This window comes from Micromonospora sicca, assembly GCF_003172935.1.
GTDB lineage: Bacteria > Actinomycetota > Actinomycetes > Mycobacteriales > Micromonosporaceae > Micromonospora > Micromonospora sicca.
The window spans coordinates 1-17777 of sequence record NZ_QGKS01000107.1; the positions used below are offsets into that span (position 1 = coordinate 1).

The 17777-nt window shown below is 73.0% G+C and carries 15 protein-coding genes; 8 read left to right on the forward strand and 7 right to left on the reverse strand.

What is annotated here, in order from left to right; genetic code table 11:
• Window positions 1-134: 134 nt before the first annotated feature.
• Both DKT69_RS04335 and DKT69_RS04340 read right to left on the reverse strand, forming a co-directional pair.
• Window positions 135-1709 (reverse strand): Na+/H+ antiporter, encoded by a 1575-nt coding sequence (locus DKT69_RS04335; protein WP_236647330.1) that lies wholly within the window; start codon window positions 1707-1709, stop codon window positions 135-137.
• Between the two features lie 127 nt (window positions 1710-1836).
• Window positions 1837-2457 carry an L-threonylcarbamoyladenylate synthase gene (locus DKT69_RS04340; RefSeq protein ID WP_109800304.1) on the reverse strand — a complete coding sequence of 207 codons (621 nt, stop codon included), beginning with the start codon at window positions 2455-2457 and terminating at the stop codon, window positions 1837-1839.
• A gap of 127 nt (window positions 2458-2584) precedes the next feature.
• Between DKT69_RS04340 and DKT69_RS04345 the strand changes: the two genes are divergently transcribed.
• Together DKT69_RS04345 and DKT69_RS04350 are read left to right on the forward strand one after the other, a co-directional pair.
• Window positions 2585-2929, forward strand: a complete 345-nt coding sequence (locus DKT69_RS04345) for a hypothetical protein (protein WP_109800305.1) — start codon at window positions 2585-2587, stop codon at window positions 2927-2929.
• A 343-nt stretch (window positions 2930-3272) separates the two neighbouring features.
• Window positions 3273-6755 carry a glycosyl hydrolase gene (locus tag DKT69_RS04350; protein WP_236647331.1) on the forward strand — a complete coding sequence of 1161 codons (3483 nt, stop codon included), beginning with the start codon at window positions 3273-3275 and terminating at the stop codon, window positions 6753-6755.
• Between the two features lie 60 nt (window positions 6756-6815).
• Here DKT69_RS04350 and DKT69_RS04355 read toward each other — a convergent pair whose 3' ends face one another.
• The 5 genes from DKT69_RS04355 to iolC are packed head-to-tail and all read right to left on the reverse strand — an operon-like array spanning window position 6816 to window position 11844.
• Window positions 6816-7196, reverse strand: coding sequence for a VOC family protein (locus DKT69_RS04355; RefSeq protein ID WP_109800306.1), 381 nt, complete (start codon window positions 7194-7196; stop codon window positions 6816-6818).
• Between the two features lie 52 nt (window positions 7197-7248).
• Window positions 7249-9099, reverse strand: a complete 1851-nt coding sequence (gene iolD / locus DKT69_RS04360; protein ID WP_109800307.1) for a 3D-(3,5/4)-trihydroxycyclohexane-1,2-dione acylhydrolase (decyclizing) — start codon at window positions 9097-9099, stop codon at window positions 7249-7251.
• Entirely contained in the window at window positions 9099-9998 is a 900-nt protein-coding gene (gene iolB, locus DKT69_RS04365) for a 5-deoxy-glucuronate isomerase (RefSeq protein ID WP_109800308.1), read from the reverse strand. Before iolB ends, iolD begins: the two co-directional genes overlap by 1 nt.
• Window positions 9995-10882, reverse strand: a complete 888-nt coding sequence (locus DKT69_RS04370) for a Cgl0159 family (beta/alpha)8-fold protein (RefSeq protein ID WP_109800309.1) — start codon at window positions 10880-10882, stop codon at window positions 9995-9997. Before DKT69_RS04370 ends, iolB begins: the two co-directional genes overlap by 4 nt.
• Window positions 10879-11844 (reverse strand): 5-dehydro-2-deoxygluconokinase, encoded by a 966-nt coding sequence (iolC, locus tag DKT69_RS04375; protein ID WP_109800310.1) that lies wholly within the window; start codon window positions 11842-11844, stop codon window positions 10879-10881. Before iolC ends, DKT69_RS04370 begins: the two co-directional genes overlap by 4 nt.
• A gap of 193 nt (window positions 11845-12037) precedes the next feature.
• Between iolC and DKT69_RS04380 the strand changes: the two genes are divergently transcribed.
• From DKT69_RS04380 to DKT69_RS04405, 6 genes are all read left to right on the forward strand, one after another.
• Window positions 12038-12775, forward strand: a complete 738-nt coding sequence (locus DKT69_RS04380; protein WP_109800311.1) for a GntR family transcriptional regulator — start codon at window positions 12038-12040, stop codon at window positions 12773-12775.
• Window positions 12776-12925: 150 nt separating this feature from the next.
• On the forward strand, window positions 12926-14323 hold the full coding sequence (locus DKT69_RS04385; RefSeq protein WP_109800312.1) for an extracellular solute-binding protein: 1398 nt from the start codon (window positions 12926-12928) through the stop codon (window positions 14321-14323).
• Window positions 14298-15245 (forward strand): carbohydrate ABC transporter permease, encoded by a 948-nt coding sequence (locus DKT69_RS04390; RefSeq protein WP_201749483.1) that lies wholly within the window; start codon window positions 14298-14300, stop codon window positions 15243-15245. The genes DKT69_RS04385 and DKT69_RS04390 overlap by 26 nt, the downstream gene beginning before the upstream one ends.
• Window positions 15246-15418: 173 nt before the next feature.
• Window positions 15419-16294: a carbohydrate ABC transporter permease gene (locus tag DKT69_RS04395; RefSeq protein WP_201749484.1), complete on the forward strand. Its 876-nt coding sequence runs from the start codon at window positions 15419-15421 to the stop codon at window positions 16292-16294.
• The gene (locus DKT69_RS04400) at window positions 16294-17433 is read left to right on the forward strand and encodes an ABC transporter ATP-binding protein (protein ID WP_109800314.1); all 1140 of its coding nucleotides are present in this window, start codon (window positions 16294-16296) and stop codon (window positions 17431-17433) included. Before DKT69_RS04395 ends, DKT69_RS04400 begins: the two co-directional genes overlap by 1 nt.
• 2 nt (window positions 17434-17435) lie before the next feature.
• The coding region (locus tag DKT69_RS04405) for a hypothetical protein (RefSeq protein ID WP_201749485.1) at window positions 17436-17777 on the forward strand (342 nt) is incomplete at its 3' end.

Sequence of the window (17777 nt, forward strand, 5' to 3'; positions counted from 1 at the left end):
CGACCTGCGTCAAGCCCTCGCCGCCATCGACCACCACGTCGACGACTACATCGCCCGCGCACGACTCAAAACCGCAGCCTGAAAACCTGACTCAGTTGTTCAGATTCTCGAACCCAAGGATCTAGCCTGGCGGGTCAGTCCTCGCTGGTCGGACCGAGCAGCCGGATCTCCTCGATGTCGATGGCCGCCTGCACCTCCCGCTGCACCGCGTCGTCGATCTCGTTGGAGTCGCGCAGCCGGGTGATCTCGCGGCGCTTGTGCTCGAGCACCCCGAGCCGCAGCCGGCGGGCGGTCTCGCGTTCCTCCGCCGTCTGGTGGTCGTCGGCTCTGCGGACGTCGTCGAGGTGCTCCTGGTAGTCGCTGCGGAGCCGGTCGACGGCGTCCGGCGACGCGCCGAGTTCGGCGGCCACCTGCGGCAGAGCGGCCAACCCGACCTCGGTGGCGCGGATCCGGGCCGTGCGTACCTCGTCCGCCCGCTCCACGTCGCCCGTCAGCCGCGCCCAGGTGACCACGAAGGGCAGCGTCGTGCCCTGGATCAGCATGGTCAGCACGATGACGGTGACGGTGACGAAGATGATCAGGTCGCGCTCGCGGACGGGGGTGCCGGCGCTGGTCGCCACGGGGACGGCGAGGGCGGCGGCGAGGGAGACGGCCCCACGGAAACCCGCCCAGCCGGCGGCGGTGCGTACCCGCCAGTCGAACTGGCTGGCGCGGCGGCCCTTGCGGCGGTCGAGGGTCTGCAGGGCGGGGATGGCGAGGTGCAGCCACCCCATCCGGGTGACCAGGACCACGGCCGTGACCACCGCGGCGATGCCGAGCGACTGCGTCGGCGAGTGGCTGGTGATGCTGCGCAGCGAGCGCGGGATCTGCATGCCGAGCAGCACGAAGAGACCGCCGTTGATCATGAAGGTGGAGAGGTCCCAGAACGCGAACGCGGTGATCCGGGAGCGGGCCCGGATGACCCGGGGCCCGGCGTACGACAGCAGCAGGCCGGCGACGACGACGGCCAGGACGCCACTGGCGTCCACGGCGTCGGCGAGCAGGAACGCGACGAACGGGGTGAGCATGCTCAGCCCGCCCTCGCGCATCGGATCGTCGACGTGCTTGCGGATCAGGACGGACGCTCCGCCGGCCAGTAGGCCGGCGGCGACCCCGCCGGCGGCGGAGACGACGAACCGGACCAGCAGGCCGGGCGCGCTGGGCACCGCGCCGCCGGCGATCACCCCGACGGCGACGGAGAAGAGCACCAGAGCGGTGCCGTCGTTGATCAGGCTCTCCGCGCGCAGCGTGGTCAGGATGCCGCGGGGCATCCGTTTGGCCAGCCCGGCGACCGCGGCGGCGTCGGTCGGTGCGAGCACCGCGCCGAGCACCCAGGCCGCCGCCGGCTCGACCCCGAGGGCCTGCGCGGCGTACGCGACGGCGACCATCGTGAGCACCACCAGGGCCACCGCCAGCAGGGCGATGGCCCCGAGGTTGGCCCGGATCTCCCGCAGGCTGATGACCAGGCTCTCCCGGTAGAGGATCGCGGGCAGGAAGAGCAGGAGCACCACGTCCGGTTCGAGCACCACGTGCCGGAAGGGCGGGAGGAGCCCGAGCAGGGCGCCCATCGAGATGAGCAGGACCGGCGGCGCGACGCTGTACCGGCCGCCGAGCGTGGTGCCGATGAGCACCGTCACGCCCAGCACCGCGATCAGCACGAGTCCGCTCACGTCGTACTCCCGTCATCCGATCGCCGCCGGCGCGGCGACGGGGGGGGATCACGTGTAGGCCGCCGCCCCAACATGGTGGAACGGCGGGTGCGGAACGCGCGGTCGAACCGGGTAATTGGCGCGGTGGCTACTCGAAGCGGGCGGTGTCTCCGGCCCCGCGGCGCAGGATCTCCGGCTCCGGTCCGGACAGGTCGACCACGGTCGTCGGCTCCACGCCGCAGTCGCCGGCGTCGACGACGGCGTCGAGGAGGTGGTCGAGCCGTTCCTTGATCTCCCAGCCCTGGGTCATCGGCTCGTCCTCGCCGGGCAGCAGCAGGGTGCTGGAGAGCAGCGGTTCGCCGAGTTCGGCCAGCAGTGCCTGGGTGACGGTGTGCTGCGGCACCCGGATCCCGACGGTGCGCTTGCGGGGGTCCTGGAGCCGGCGGGGCACCTCCCCGGTGGCCGGCAGGATGAAGGTGTAGCTGCCGGGGATGCAGGCCTTCACCAGCCGGAAGACGGAGTTGCTGACCTTGACGAACTGGCCGAGCTGGGCGAAGTCCCGGCAGACCAGGGTGAACTGGTGCCGGTCGTCGAGCCGGCGGATCTCGCGGATCCGGTCCAGTCCGCCCCGGTTGCCGAGCTGGCAGCCGAAGGCGTAGCAGGAGTCGGTCGGGTAGGCGATCAGGCCGTCGTCGCGGAGCAGGTCGACGACCTGCCGGAGGACCCGGGGTTGCGGATTGTCCGGATGCAGGTCGTAGTACCTCGCCACACCGGTAAGCCTATGCCGCCGGCCGGCCGGCGGCCGACCGGCACGGACGCCGAAAAGATCACGGGCGGAGGTTTGATCGACCGCGGAACTGGAAATGGTGGGGGCCGCTCGAAGAGGGGGGACGTTCATGTCCGAAGCAAGCACAGACCCGGCCGACCGTCCGGTCGAGGTGACCGACCCGCTGCTGTGGGGCCTGGCCACCGCGGTGGCCGACACCCACCAGGCCGACGAGGACGGCGCCTGCGTCAGCCCGAGCTGCGTCGGCGCGGCCTGGCCCTGCGCCGCCTGGAACAACGCGCAGGAGGGCATGCGCGCCGCTCAGGCGGCCAGCCGCCCGGCCTCGGCGGCGACCGCCGACACCGCCGACCGGGACCGCTCGGCTGACGAGGGCGGCTGGGCGGGCGCATCCCCGCGTACCCAGCCGGCGCCGGCCGCCCGGCGGGACGGGTCGGCGGTGGCGTCGGCCGCCTGAGGCCGTCCGAACCTGGACCGGGACGCCGCCGCCGCGCGGCGCCCCGGACCTCATCCGGCCGCGGCCCACTGGCCCCGGTCGTGATCCTGATAGCTGATTTTTTTCGCGTGTTTCAGGGCTCGCGGGACGGGTCACCAGGTCCACCGATGGGCCATCTTCGCTGATCCGGAGGGGTCGAGGATCGCGCGGGCAGGCGGCGAGCAAGCCCTGGAGAGCGTTCTCTGGCGTAACAAGCCATTGACGGGGATGTAACCAATACCTAACCTCGCTCCTCAAGAGAGCGCTCTCTCGGCTCCCTGCCGCACACCCCGTGCCCCGATCCCTGATTGCGAAGGGGAACCCCATGACCCTCCCCCTCCGGGACGTCTCCCCGGGCGACCGTCCTGGGCCGACACCCGTCCCGGCCCCCGTCGGACGGCGCCGCGGCGGCGTCCGCGCCCTGGCCCTCGCCACCGCCGCTCTCCTCGCCGCGGGCGGCCTCGGCGTCGTCGTGCTCGGCGGCGGCACCGCCGAGGCGGGCACCGTCGGCGCCGGCAGCTTCACCGAGACCCGCCCGCCCGGCACCGCGCTGCCCAAGGGCTGCGGCGAGATCAGCACCAACCCGCGCCTCTTCGTCACCGCCGACGCCCCCACCGGCGCGATCCCGACCAACGACTGGTGGTCGTCGCTGCTCTGGAAGCGCAACAACTGCGCCACCAGCGAGAACCTGCACGCCCACCCGCTCGCGTACCACGCGGAGACCAACGGGCTCGGCCTGTCGTACACCACCACACCGGCGATCAGCGGCACCGCCACCGGGGTCGGCGAATACCACTTCCCGTACACCGAGGACATCCGGGTCGGGGTGGCCGGGCTCGGCGCCCCGGTCGTCAAGGCCGCCGACTGGACCGACTGGACGGTCACCGCGGACTGGACCGACGGCGCGCGCACCATGCGAGCCACCATCGGCCACGGCCTGCCGTTCAGCTACTACCGGATCACCGGCGGCAACGCGCAGATCACCGCCGCCGCGGCGCCCACCGTCTGGGCCAACTCCGGCGCGATGATCGGCTTCACCGTCCGCGGCCACGACTACGTGGCGTACGCGCCGACCGGCGCGAGCTGGACCGTGGCCGGCACGGGCATCAGCTCCACGCTGGGCGGCAAGGGCTACTTCTCCGTCGCCGTCCTGCCCGGCGGCGCCGACAAGGCCGCCCTCGCCGCCGAATACGGCAGGTACGCCCACGCGCACGTCACCGGCACCAGGATGACCTACGCGTACGACCCGGCCACCGGCACGGTACGCACCACGTACGCGTTCACCACCACCCAGCGCGAGGGCACCGAGACGAGGACCGTGGTGTCGCTCTACCCGCACCAGTGGCGCAGCCTCGCCGGCGGCACCCCGATCACCCCGACGTACGTCTCGCCGCGCGGCGCCATGCGCACGCTCACCGGCGTCTCGTCCTTCACCACCAGCATGAGGTACACCGGCGTGCTGCCGGAGGTGCCCGCGGTGGGCGACTCCTCCGGCGCCGACCTGACCACCGTCACCAACCACCTCAACGCCGAACTGGCCCACCCGGAGGGGGTCAGCGGCCAGGACACCTACTGGGCGGGCAAGGGCCTCGGCCGGGCCGCGCGCATCGCCGAGATCGCCGACCAACTCGGCCTCACCACCGTGCGCAACGCGGCGGTGAACGCCATGAAGACCCGGCTCACCAACTGGCTGACCGCCGGCTCCGGGGAGACCGGCCAGCTCTTCTACTACGACCGGAACTGGGGCACGCTGATCGGCTACCCCGCCTCGTACCTCTCCGACGAGGACCTCAACGACCACCACTTCCACTACGGCTACCTCGTCGCCGCCGCCGCGACCGTCGCCAAGTTCGACCCCGCCTGGGCCGCCGACGCCCAGTACGGCGGCATGGTCGACCTGCTGGTCCGCGACGCCAACAACTACGACCGCGCCGACGCCCGGTTCCCCTACCTGCGGGACTTCGACATCTACGCCGGCCACGACTGGGCCTCCGGGCACGCCGCCTTCTTCGCCGGCAACAACCAGGAGTCCTCGTCGGAGGGGATGAACTTCGCCAACGCCCTGATCCAGTGGGGCCAGGCGACCGGCGACACCGCCGTCCGGGACGCCGGTGTCTACATCTGGACCACCCAGTCCGCGGCGATCTCCGAGTACTGGTTCGACGTGCGCGACGCGAACTTCCCCTCCGCCTTCGGTCACCGGACCGTCGGCATGGTCTGGGGCGACGGCGCGTCGTACTCCACCTGGTTCTCCGCGGACCCGGAGATGATCCAGGGCATCAACATGCTGCCGATCACCGGCGGTCACTTCTACCTGGGCGACGACCCGGCCTACGTGACCGCCAACTACAACGAGCTGGTCACCAACAACGGCGGACCGCCAACTGTCTGGCAGGACGTGATCTGGGAGTTCCTGGCCCTCGGTGACGGCGACCGGGCGCTGTCGAACTTCCGGGCGAACAGCACCTTCACCAGCGAGGAGGGCGAGAGCAAGGCGCACACCTTCCACTGGATCCGCAACCTGGCCGCGCTCGGCACCGTGGACACCACCGTCACCGCCAGCCACCCGCTGGCGAAGGTGTTCGCCAAGGGCGGCGCGCGCACCTACGTGGCGTCGAACATTACCGCCGCGCCGCTGACGGTGACCTTCTCCGACGGTACGAAGCTGGTCGTCCCGGCCGGGAAGACCGCCACTTCCGGGGCGCTGACCTGGAGCGGCGGCAACGCCACCGGCGGCGTGGTCGTCCCCACCGGCCCGCCGACGACGACCAGCCCGAGCCCGACCCCGACCAGCCCGAGCCCGTCGCCATCGCCCACCACCCCGCCGGGGCAGCCGCTCAGCCCGACGCAGTACCTGCTCTCCGGCGGGGCGCTGGGTGGCACGGCCGGTGCGGCCGGCACGGTGTCGGTGGCCGCGGCCAACGGCACCCACGACGGCACGCCGACCAACCCGCAGGTGTTCACCGCCACGGGGCTGACCGGCACCTACACCGGCGGCGCCACCGGCTTCGACCTGGCGGTCGACGCGGGCACAGCGGTGGGCAACGGGGTGCAGTCCCGCGTGTCGTACGACCTGACCGGCGACGGCAGCTTCGACCGGGTGGAGACGTACCAGTACTTCGCCACCGACCCGGTCATCGGGGTCGAGCACTACCGGCAGACGCAGGGGCTGAAGTCGGCCGCCGGCACGCTGGGGAATCTGGCCGGCGGCACGGTGAAGGTCGAGGTCTGGAACGCCATCGGTGGCGCGGCGACCAGCCTGGGCATCGGCAACCAGTCGCAGGTCGTGCTGCCGTACACCGGGACGGCGCCCACCACCACCCCGCCGCCGACCGGCTTCGCCGCGAACCTGTACCTACAGGGCACCAGCCAGCTGTCCGGCACCGCCGGGGTCGCGGGCACAGCGACCGTCGCCGCCGCCAACGGCAACTGGGTGGGTACGCCGCACAACCCGCTGGTCTACACCGCCACCGGGGTCACCGCGACGTACTCCGGCGGGCAGACCCGGTTCGACCTGTTCTTCGACGCCGGCACCGGGGTGGGCGACGGCACCCACGTCCGGGTCTCCTACGACCTGACCGGCGACGGCACCTTCGACCGGGTGGAGACGTACCACTACTTCGCCACCGACCCGGTCGACGGCTGGGAGCACTACACCGAGACCAAGGGCCTGTACTCGGCCGCGGGCACGCTCGGGAACCTGGCCGGCGGCACGGTGAAGGTCGAGGTCTGGAACGCGATCGGCAGCACGCCGACCAGCCTCGGCACCGGCAACCGGTCGAAGGTCACCCTGCCGTACACCGGATGACCCGACCCTGTGGACGCCCCGGCCGCCGTCCCGGCGGTCGGGGCGTCGCCCGTCGGACGATCAGTCCCAGCGCCGGGCGGTCGCCGCGAACCCCGCCGGGTCGCCGACGACCGGGATGACGCAGAGCAGGTGGCCGGTGGGGGCACGCAGCACGTGGCACTCCTGCCACCGGGACACCGGCGTGGCACCGAGCCCGCGCAGCCGGTCCACCTCGGCCTGCACGTCGTCGGTCTCGATGTCGAGGTGGTAGCGCGGCGCGTCGTCGACCGCCTGGATCGCGGTGACCAGGTCGGGCACGACGTCCGGCAGGTTGGTGAACTCCGGCTCGTCGGCGAGGTGCCGAGGCGGGGCACCGAGCGCGGCGGCCCAGAAGTCGGCGGCCTGCGCCGCGGCGGCCCGCGGCACGTCGATGATCAGGGCGTGGACCCGGGACCGGTGCATCGCGGCAGTGTACCGAGGACACCGGGTCCGCGGTGGCCCCCGGCGACGTGGGTCAGGACGGGTGCAGGTGCGCGCGGCGCGCCTTGCGCCCCGCCTCGTACGCGGCCCGGGCCGTCTGCGCCGCCGCGGTGGCCGAGACCTCGGCGACGGGCACATCCCACCACGCGCCGCCGTCCGGCCCGGCCTCCATCGGGTCCGTCGACACGTGCACGACCGTCGTGCGGTGCGCCGCCCTCGCCGCGTCCAGACCCGCCCGCAGCTCGGCCATGGTGGTCGCCCGGATCACCTCCGCGCCGAGGCTCGCCGCGTTCGCCGCGAGGTCGACCGGCAGCGGCGCACCGGCGCGGTCGCGGTAGGCGGTGCCGAGCCGCTGCGCGCCGACGCTCTCCGACAGCCGCCCGATCGAGGCGAACCCCTGGTTGTCGACCAGCACCACGACCAGCTTGACGCCCTCGGCCACCGCGGTGACCAGTTCGCTCGGCAGCATCAGGTAGGAACCGTCACCGACCAGCACGAAGACCTCCCGGTCGGGCGCGGCCAGCTTCACCCCGATCCCACCGGCGATCTCGTAGCCCATGCACGAGTAGCCGTACTCGACGTGGTAGGCCTTGGGGTCGGCGCTGCGCCACAGCTTGTGCAGGTCACCGGGCATCGACCCGGCCGCGCAGACCACCACGTCGCGGGGGCCGGCGGCGTCGTTGACCGCGCCGATGACCGCCGCCTGGGTCGGCGGCGCCTGCGGGTCGGCGTGCCGGGCGCGGTCCACCACGGCCGCCCACCGGGCGCCCAGGTCCGCGACCGTCGACCGGTACGCGGCCGGCGTCGCCCAGTCGGCGCAGGCCGCGCTCAGCGCGGTCAGGCTCTCCCGCGCGTCCCCGACGACCTGGACGCCGGACAGCTTGGCGGCGTCGAAGCCGGTGATGTTGAGGTTGACGAACCGGGCGTCGCCGAAGAGGGTGCCGGAGGCGGTGGTGAAGTCGCTGTACCGGGTGCCGACGCCGATCACCACATCGGCGTTCGCGGCGAGTTCGTTGGCCGCGGCGGTGCCGGTGACCCCGACCGCGCCCGCGGCGAGGGGATGGTCGTGGGGCAGGGCGCCCTTGCCCGCCTGGGTCTCCACCACCGGCACGCCGTGCCGCTCGGCGAAGTGGCGCAGCGTGTCCGGCGCGCCGCTGTAGATGACGCCGCCGCCGGCCACCAGGACCGGCCGGTGGGCCGCGGTGACGATCCGGGCGGCCCGCTGGACGGCCCCCTCGTCGGGGCGGGGGCGCGGCACGTGCCAGACGCGGTCGGCGAACAGCTCCTCCGGCCAGTCGTACGCCTCGGCCTGCACGTCCTGCGGCAGGGCGAGAGTGACCGCGCCGGTCTCCACCGGGTCGGTGAGCACCCGCATGGCGGCCAGCAGCGCCGCCGGCAGCTGTTCGGGCCGGTTGATCCGGTCCCAGTAGCGGGAGACTGGGCGCAGCGCGTCGGTGACGCTCACGTCGTAGGAGCGGGTGTCCTCGAGCTCCTGCAGCACCGGGTTGGCCGCCCGGGTGGCGAAGATGTCGCCGGGCAGCAGCAGCACCGGCAGCCGGTTGATGGTCGCGCCGGCGGCTCCGGTGACCAGGTTGGTCGCGCCCGGGCCGATGGAGGTGGTGCAGGCCAGGGTGCTGAGCCGGTCGGTCATCCGGGCGTACGCGGCGGCGGTGTGCACCATGCCCTGCTCGTTGCGGCACAACCGGTACGGCAGGTCGACGCCCGCGGCGGCGGCGCCGGCGAGGGCCTCGCCGAGCCCGGCGACGTTGCCGTGGCCGAAGATGCCGAAGCAGGCGGGGATCAGCCGGCGCCGCCGGCCGTCGCGTTCGGACCACTGCCGGGCGAGGAACGCCACCAGGGCCTGCGCCACCGTGAGCCTGCGCATCAGTCGCCTCCCCGGGCCGGGCCGGTCAGCGGCAGCCGCGGGTCGACCCGCTGGTCGGCCCAGCTGCCCCGGATCCAGCCGTGTCGTGGGTCGTCCACACACGCCATGGTGCGGTCCGGGCCGGGGCCGGCCAGGACGTTGAGGTAGTAGAGGTGGTAGCCGGGCGGGGCCATCGACGGGCCGTGGTAGCCGTACGGGACGAGCACCAGGTCGCCGCTGCCCACCTCGGCGAGGACGTCGATCGGCCGCCGGTCGGTGCCGTACACCCGCTGGTAGCCGACCGGTCCCCCGTCGTCGCCCGGCGCCGCCCCGGACACCTCGAAGTAGTAGATCTCCTCCAGCGCCGCCTCGACCCGGCCGCCGTCGTGGACCCGGTCGTCCTCGTGCTTGTGCGGCGGGTAGGACGACCAGTTGCCGCCGGGGGTGAGCACCTCCACAGCGACCAGCCGGTCGCAGTCGAAGGCCTCCGGGGCGCAGAAGTTGTTGACCTGCCGGCTGGCCGGCCCGGCGCCGCGCAGCTCCACCGGCACGTCCCGGGCCGCGCCGTAGCGCGGCGACAGCCGGCGGGTGGCCCGGGCCGACGGCAGCGCGAAGCGCCCCTCGCCCCGGACCGTCACCGTCGCGTCCCGGGGCAGATAGGCGAAGTCGGTGACCGCGGCGAAGACCGAGGCACGACCGGCCAGCTCCATACGCAGCCCGTCGCAGCGGACGGTGGCGGCCCCGGCCAGCGGCAGGACCAGCATCTCCTCGTCGCCGGTGGCGAAGGTGACCACGCCGCCGGCGGGCAGGTCCAGCACCCGCAGTCCCGCGTACATCCAGCCGGCCCGTGCGGGGGTCAGCTCGAGCGCCCAGGGCGGTCGGGCCGTCGTACCCCAGGGCAGGTGCAGCTCCCCGGTCATGCTTCCTGCCGCGTCGGCAGCAGCGAGTGGGCCAGGTCGACCGCGGCGGCCACGTCGTCGCCCGGCGGGTAGAGCAGCGCCCGGCCGACCACCAGCCCGCGGACGCCGGGTTGGCGCAGCGCCCGCTGCCAGCGGGCGTAGACCACGTCGGGGGCCTCCGTCGGGTCGCCGCCGAGCAGCAGGACGGGCAGGGTGGTCGCGGCCATCACCCGGTCCATCTCGTCGATCGCCGGCAGCTTCAACCAGGTGTACGCCGAGGTCGTGCCGAGTGCCTGCCCGACGCTCACGCTCTTGATCACCGCCTCGGGCGTCAGGTCGACGTGGACCCGCCCGTCGGTGCGCCCCACCCACATCGGCTCCACCAGCGCCACCGTGCGGTGCGCGGCGAGGGCGCTGACCGCCCGGGCGCAGGCCTGCAGCGTGGAGGCCGTGCCGTGGTCGGCCGGGTCGATCCGGCAGAGCATCTTGCCGCCGTCGTAGCCCATCGCGGCGATGCTGTCGGCGTCGTACGCGGTGAACCGGTCGTCCAGCTCGAACGCGGCGCCGAACAGGCCACCGCGGTTCATCGAGCCGATTGCCAGCCGGTCCTCCAGCGCGCCGAGCAGCAGCAGGTCCTCCAGGACGTCCGGGGTGCCGAGCACCCCGTCGACCCCGGGCCGGGACAGCGCGAGTCGTAGCCGGTCGAGCAGGTCGGCCCGCCCGGCCATGGCCATCGGCCGGTCCCGGACGCCGAGGGCGCCCCGGGCCGGGTGGTCGGCGGCGATGAGGAAGAGCGGTCGGCCGTGGTCCGGCCAGGGTCGGCGGGTCCGCCCGGCGGCGGCCTCGGCGATCGCCTGCGGCCGGTGCGCGCGGGTGAGGGTCAACGCCTCGTAGTCGGTGCTCACCGGTCTCCTTCCGTCGCGGGGGCCGGTTCCGCCCGGGCGGCGAGCGCCTCGGTCTCGGCCTCGTCTGGCATGGCGGACGAGCAGGCCAGCCGCGACGCCACGATGGCGCCCGCGGCGTTGGCGAAGCGCAGCGTCCGCTCCAGTGGCCAGTCCCGCAGCAGGCCCAGGCAGAGGGCGCCGCCGAAGGCGTCCCCGGCGCCGAGCCCGTTGAGCACCGCCACCGGCACCGGCGGCACCCGGACCGTGCGCTCGGCGGTGCTGGCGAGCACCCCGTCCGGGCCGAGCTTGACCACGGCCAGCCGCGGCCCGCGGTCGAGCAGCAGCCGGGCGGCCTGCTCGGGGTCCCGGGTGCCGACCGCCACCTCGACCTCGTCGAGGTTGCCGACGGCGACGGTGAACCGGGGCAGCGCCTCGGCGTAGGCGGCCGTGGCGGCGGCCGGGTCGGGCCAGAACATCGGCCGGTAGTCGAGGTCCAGGACGGTGTGCGGGCGGCCGCCGCGGGCGGCCAGCGCGGTGGTGTGCGCGTCCCGACTGGGCTGCTGGCAGAGCCCGGTGCCGGTGATCCAGAGGACCCGGGCGGCCACGATGGCGGCGAGGTCCAGCTCGTCGGGGTGGATCTGCAGGTCCGGGGCGGTGGGGGTGCGGTAGAACCAGATCGGGAAGTGGTCCGGCGGGAAGATCTCGCAGAACGTCACCGGGGTGGGCAGCCCGGCGACGGGTCGCACCTGGCTGTCGTCGACGCCGAAGTCCCGCAACGCCCGGTGCACGTAGTCGGCGAAGGCGTCGGCGCCGGTGCGGGTGACCACCCCGGCGCGCAGCCCGTACCGGGCGGCGGCGACCGCGACGTTGGTGGCACTGCCGCCGAGAAATTTCCCGAACGTCTCGACCTCGGCCAGCGGCGTGGCGATCTGCAGCGGATAGATGTCCACTCCGACCCGGCCGATGGTGAGCACATCGAGCATGCGGCGTCCTTTGTCCGGGCCGGCGACGGCGTGACCGCCACCTCGATCCTGGTCCCTGATTGGTAACAGTGGCCGCGAGTTGTGTCAATGTGTTGTCCTGACATCCGGCGGGCGCGCTCGGTGACCACTTCGGTACAGTGGCGCCCATCGACGCGCCCCCGACCCCCTGGGCAACCGTGACGAGGAGGTCCCCGTGACCGGCCCCGAGATCGTGGTCGACCGGAGCAGCCCGGTCCCGCTCTACTTCCAGGTCGCCGAGCAGTTCAGCGCCGCGATCCAGCGCGGTGACCTGGCACCGGGCGACCGGCTGGACAGCGAGCTGCAGCTCGCCGACCGGCTGGGACTGTCCCGGCCCACCGTCCGGCAGGCCATCCAGCACCTGGTGGACAAGGGACTGATCGTCCGCCGTCGGGGCGTGGGGACCCAGGTGGTCCGGGGTGAGGTGCGCCGCGCGGTCGAGCTGACCAGCCTGCACGACGACCTGGCCCGGGCCGGGCGGCAGCCGTCCACCTCGGTGCTCGAACTGGCCACCGTGGCCTGCCCGGCGCCGGTGGCGGCCGCGCTCGGGGTCGCCGCGGGCAGCGAGGTGCAGCACCTGCGCCGGCTGCGCTTCGCCGACGGGGAGCCCCTCGCGGTGATGCAGAACTGGCTCCCCCTCGACCTGGTCCGGCTCACCCTGGACGGCCTGCAGAGCCGGGGCCTGTACGCGATCCTGCGCGCGGCCGGCCTGCGGGTGCGCGGCGCCCAGCAGCGGATCGGCGCCCGGGCCGCGACCGCGGCGGAGGCGCAGATGCTCGGCGAGCGGCGCGGCGCCCCGCTGCTGACCATGACCCGGACGGCGTACGACGACCAGGGCCGCTACGTCGAGCACGGCGCGCACATCTACCGGGCCTCCCGGTACGCGCTGGAGGTGACCGTCGCCGAGCGGTGACGCGCCTGTTTCCGGCTCATTTCGGTGACAGGTATTTACGTCGTCAGGCTGTCATGACATTGTGGCCGACAAGCACCGCCGGCATGGACCTGCGGCCGGCGGGCGACCCGCGAGTCTCTTCGAAGTCTCTCCTTGCGAAGGGAACAACCCATGTCAGTCACGTCGAGACGCGTCACGGGTGTGCTCGCCGCGCTCACCGCCGTCACCCTCACCGCCACGGGCTGCGGTGGAGGCGACGAGCCGGCCGGCAAGGACGCCAAGAACATCACCCTCACCATCGCCGCCAACGCCATCGCCGGCGGCAAGAACGCCACCGGCGCCGAGTGGATCGAGAAGTGGGTGATCCCCCGGTTCGTCGAAGCCCAGAAGGCCAAGGGGGTAACCGCCAAGGTGTCGTTCGTGCCCAGCGGGGTCGACGACGAGCAGTACAAGACCAAGCTGGCGCTGGACCTGCGCTCCAAGGGCGGCGCCGACGTGGTGTCCGTCGACGGCATCTGGGTCGGCGAGTTCGCCCAGGCCGGATACCTCAAGCCGCTGTCCGAGGTGGCCGGTGACCAGGCCGAGAAGTGGGACGGCTGGTCGCAGATCCCGGAGAGCGTGCAGGGCCTGGGCACGTTCGACGACAAGCGGTACGGCATCCCGCAGGGCACCGACGGCCGCGTCCTCTACTACAACAAGAAGCTCTTCGCCCAGGCCGGCCTGCCCGCCGACTGGCAACCGAAGAGCTGGCAGGAGATCCTCGACGCCGGCGCCAAGCTCAAGGCGCTGCCCGGGGTGACGCCGATCCAGATCAACGCCGGCACCGCGATGGGCGAGGCGACCGCGATGCAGGGCGCGCTGCCGCTGCTGGTCGGCGCCGGCGGCGAGATCTGGAAGGACGGCAAGTGGGCCGGCGCCAACCAGCCGGTCAAGGACATGCTCGACTTCTACACCAAGGTCTACGGCGGCGGCCTCGGCGACCCGAAGCTCCAGCAGGAGGCCAAGGGTCGGGACAAGTCCTTCGAGGAGTTCGCCGCCGGCAAGATCGGCATCCTCGGCGAGGGCGACTATTTCTGGCGCAGCGTCATCAACCCGAAGGACGGCATCGCCAAGATGCCCGACCGGGACAGCACCGTCGGGTACGCGATGATCCCGGCCAAGCAGCCCGGCGCGGGCATCCGGGGGCAGGACTTCGTGAGCATGTCCGGCGGCGGCGTCGACGTGCTGAACCCGAACTCGAAGTACCCGTCCCAGGCGTTCGAGCTGCTGGCGTTCATGCACTCGGCGGAGGCCACCAAGGCGCAGCTCGCCGGGGCGGCGCGGATCACCTCCCGGATGGACGTCAACAAGGAGGTCCTCGCGGGCGACCCGATGCTCAACTTCGTCGCCGAGAAGGTGCTGCCGCTGACCGCGTACCGGCCGCCGCTGGCGGTCTACCCGCAGGTGTCGGTGGCACTGCAGGAGGCGACCGCCGCCGCGGCGTCGGGCAAGAGCGTCGACGAGGCCGCCACGGCGTACCAGAAGAAGGTCGAAGGGATCGTCGGTGGTCCAGGTAACGTCTCGTCCTGACGAGACGGTCGGGGGAGCGCGCCCGGACACGGGCGCCTCCCCCGCCCCCGACGCCGCCGGGCTGGGCCGGGCCCGCGCCGCCGGGTTCCTCGTCCCGAGCATGGTGCTGATCCTGCTCTTCCTCGTGGTGCCGGCCGCCTGGACGATCTACCTGGGTGTCACCAACTACCGGCTCACCGGCCTGGCCGCGGCCAACCCGGAGATCGTCGGGCTGGACAACTACACCCGGGCGCTGACCGACGAGCGCTTCCGCACGTCGCTGCTGCTGACCCTGCAGTTCGTGCTCGGCTCGGCGGTGCTCGGCCAGGCCGGCCTCGGCTTCGCCATCGCCTTCGCGCTGCGCGACCGGCGGGGCCCGCTGCGCCGGGTGGTCGAGGCGTTCGTCCTGCTGTCGTGGATCCTGCCCAGCTCGGTCGTCGCCTTCCTCTGGATCGCCCTGCTCGACCGGGACGCCGGCACGCTCAACGCGCTGCTCGGCACGCCCGGCATGGCCTGGCTGCTCGACCATCCGATGCTGTCGATCGTCATCTTCAACACCTGGCGGGGTACCGCGTTCTCGATGATGCTCTACGCCGCCGCGCTGGAGAACGTGCCCCGCTCGCACCTGGAGACCGCCCGGCTGGCCGGCGCGTCCACCTGGCAGCAGCTGCGCGACGTGGTCTTCCCGCGCATCCGCGGCCACGTGCTGACCAACCTGCTGCTGATCAGCCTCTGGACGTTCAACGACTTCACCCCGTTCCTGATCACCGCGGGCGGCCCCGAGCAGCGCTCCGAGGTGCTGGCGGTCTACGTCTACAAGGTGGCGCTCTCCGGCGGCGAGCTGGGCTTCGGCGCGGCCATCTCGTTCATCATGCTGCTGATCAACCTGGTCATCGCGCTGGTCTACCTGCGGATGCTGGGCCGGCGGAAGGAGCGGGCGTGAGCGCGAGGAGTGAGCCGGTCCTGCGAGCCCCGCAGTCGCGAACTCAGGAGGCGCCGTGAGCGCGAGGAGTGAGCCGGTCCTGCGAGCCCCGCAGTCGCGAACTCAGGAGGCGCCGTGAGCGCGAGGAGTGAGCCGGTCCTGCGAGCCCCGCAGTCGCGAACTCAGGAGGCGCCGTGAGTACCGTGACGACGACGACGGACGGCACCGGAACCGCCGACCGGTCGAGGGCCGCCGTACGGCACATGCTGGCCCGGATCGGCCGGTACGTCTTCCTCTGCCTGGTGCTCGCCTTCTTCGCGCTGCCGCTGCTCTGGCTGGCCACCGCGCCGTTCGACGACACGCCGACGATCGGCACCTCGCTGCCGGACTTCACCCTGGACAACTTCCGCGCCCTGCTGGACAACCCGTACGCGCTGACCTCGCTGGTCAACTCGGTCTGGCTGGCCGGCGGCACCGCCCTGCTGGTGGTGACCTTCGCCGCGCTGGCCGCGTACGCGCTGAGCCGGGTCCGGGTGCCGGGGCGCGACGCGTTGCTCTACGGACTGCTGCTGCTGTCGTCGATCGTCACCGGCACGGCCACCATGGTGCCGCTGTTCGAGCTGGCGTTCCGGCTCCACCTGATCGACTCCCGGCTCGGCGTCATCCTGATCCTCACCGGCGGCCTGCTGCCCGCGGCGATCTTCATCCTCAAGGACTTCATGGACGCCACGCCCACCTCGTACGAGGAGTCGGCGCGGGTGTTCGGGGCCAGCCCGCTGCAGATCATGCGGCACATCGTGGTGCCGGTCGTCCGGCCGGGGCTGGCCACGGTCGGGGTGTGGGCGGTGGCGAACGTCTGGGGCAACTTCCTGGTGCCGTTCCTGCTGCTGCGCGGCCCGGACAAGGCGCCCGCCGCGGTGATCATGTACACCCTCTACACCGAGGGCGGCCAGGCCGACCTGCGACTGCTCTCCACCTTCTCACTGCTCTACTCGCTGCCGGTGGCGCTGATGTTCGTCTTCGTCAGCAGCAGGTACGGATTCCGCTTCCACGGAGGGATCAAGCGCTGATGTCCGCCATCACCCTGCGCGAACTGACCAAGGTCTACCCCAACGGGGTACGCGCCCTGGACGCCCTCGACCTGGAGATCGCCGACGGCGAGTTCTTCGCCCTGCTCGGCCCGTCCGGCTGCGGCAAGACCACCCTGCTGCGCACCATCGCCGGGCTGGAGGTCGCCTCCGGCGGCACCGTGCGGATCGGCGAGCGGGCCGTGACGAACCTGCCGCCCGGTCAGCGGGACGTGGCGATGGTCTTCCAGGACTACGCGCTCTTCCCGCACATGACCGTGCGGGACAACATCGCGTACCCGCTGCGGATCAAGAAGGTCGGCAAGGCCGCCCGGCAGGACAAGGCCGCGGCCACCGCCGACGAGCTGGGGCTGTCGGCGCTGCTGGACCGCCGACCCGGCCAGCTCTCCGGCGGCCAGCAACAGCGGGTCGCGCTCGCCCGGGCGATGGCCTGCCACCCGCAGGTGTTCCTGCTGGACGAGCCGCTGTCCAACCTGGACGCCCGGCTGCGCCTGGAGGCGCGGACGTTCCTCAAGCGGCTGCAACGCGAGCTGGGCGTCACCACCGTCTTCGTCACCCACGACCAGGCCGAGGCGCTGGCCCTGGCCGACCGGATCGCGGTGATGGAGGGCGGCCGGATCCGGCAGGTCGGCACCCCCACCGAGGTGTTCCGCCGCCCGGCCAACACCTTCGTCGCCGGGTTCATCGGCTCGACGCCGATGAACCTGGTCCCGGCCCGGGTCGACGGCGACGCCCTGGCCGTCGCCGGGGTGCGCCTGCCGGTGCCCGAGGAGGCCCGGGGAGAGGTGACCGACGGGGAGCACCTGGTCTACGGCGTCCGCCCCGAATACCTCGACTACTCCCCCGACCCGGTCACCGACGCGCTGACCGGTCAGGTCGTCGTGGTGGAGAACCTCGGCAGCTTCTCCCTGGTGTCGCTGGACGTGCTGCCCGCCGAGGACGGCACGGCGACCAGCGTGCAGGTCGTGGTGCCGGAGGGACGGGAGCCGGAGCCGGGCGACACCGGCTGGGTGGCGCCGCGACCCGGGCGCTCGCTGGTCTACCGGGACGGGGAGCTGGTCGGGAGCGCGGCGGCGCCACCAGTGCCGGCGCCGCGTACCGGCGTCGGGGCGGACGCCTGACCATGGTCACCCACCGGGGCAGGTGGACGCTGCGGGACCGCGCGGAGGACGTGCTGCGGGCCGTGCCGGTCACCGTCGCGCCGGGCACCGCGGCGCTCACCGTCCGGCTGGACTACCTCCGCGACGCGGGGGTGCTGGACCTCGGCTGCGTCGGGCCGGCCGGCTTCCGCGGCTGGTCCGGCGGCGCCCGCGACGGGTACACGATCACCGCGGACTGGGCCACCCCCGGCTACCTGCCCGGCGAGCTGGAGCCCGGCGAGTGGCAGGTGCTGCTCCGGCTGCACCGCGTCCCGCCGGAAGGCCTCGACTTCGAGGTCACCGCCACCACCAGCAGCACCCCAGCG

Bases quoted from the DNA above. Each gene is read 5' to 3' on its own strand.
- DKT69_RS04345 (WP_109800305.1), top strand. From the start codon at position 2,585: ATGTCCGAAGCAAGCACAGACCCGGCCGACCGTCCGGTCGAGGTGACC.
- DKT69_RS04350 (WP_236647331.1), top strand. From the start codon at position 3,273: ATGACCCTCCCCCTCCGGGACGTCTCCCCGGGCGACCGTCCTGGGCCG.
- DKT69_RS04355 (WP_109800306.1), bottom strand. From the start codon at position 7,196: ATGCACCGGTCCCGGGTCCACGCCCTGATCATCGACGTGCCGCGGGCC.
- iolD (WP_109800307.1), bottom strand. From the start codon at position 9,099: ATGCGCAGGCTCACGGTGGCGCAGGCCCTGGTGGCGTTCCTCGCCCGG.
- iolB (WP_109800308.1), bottom strand. From the start codon at position 9,998: ATGACCGGGGAGCTGCACCTGCCCTGGGGTACGACGGCCCGACCGCCC.
- iolC (WP_109800310.1), bottom strand. From the start codon at position 11,844: ATGCTCGATGTGCTCACCATCGGCCGGGTCGGAGTGGACATCTATCCG.
- DKT69_RS04385 (WP_109800312.1), top strand. From the start codon at position 12,926: ATGTCAGTCACGTCGAGACGCGTCACGGGTGTGCTCGCCGCGCTCACC.
- DKT69_RS04400 (WP_109800314.1), top strand. From the start codon at position 16,294: ATGTCCGCCATCACCCTGCGCGAACTGACCAAGGTCTACCCCAACGGG.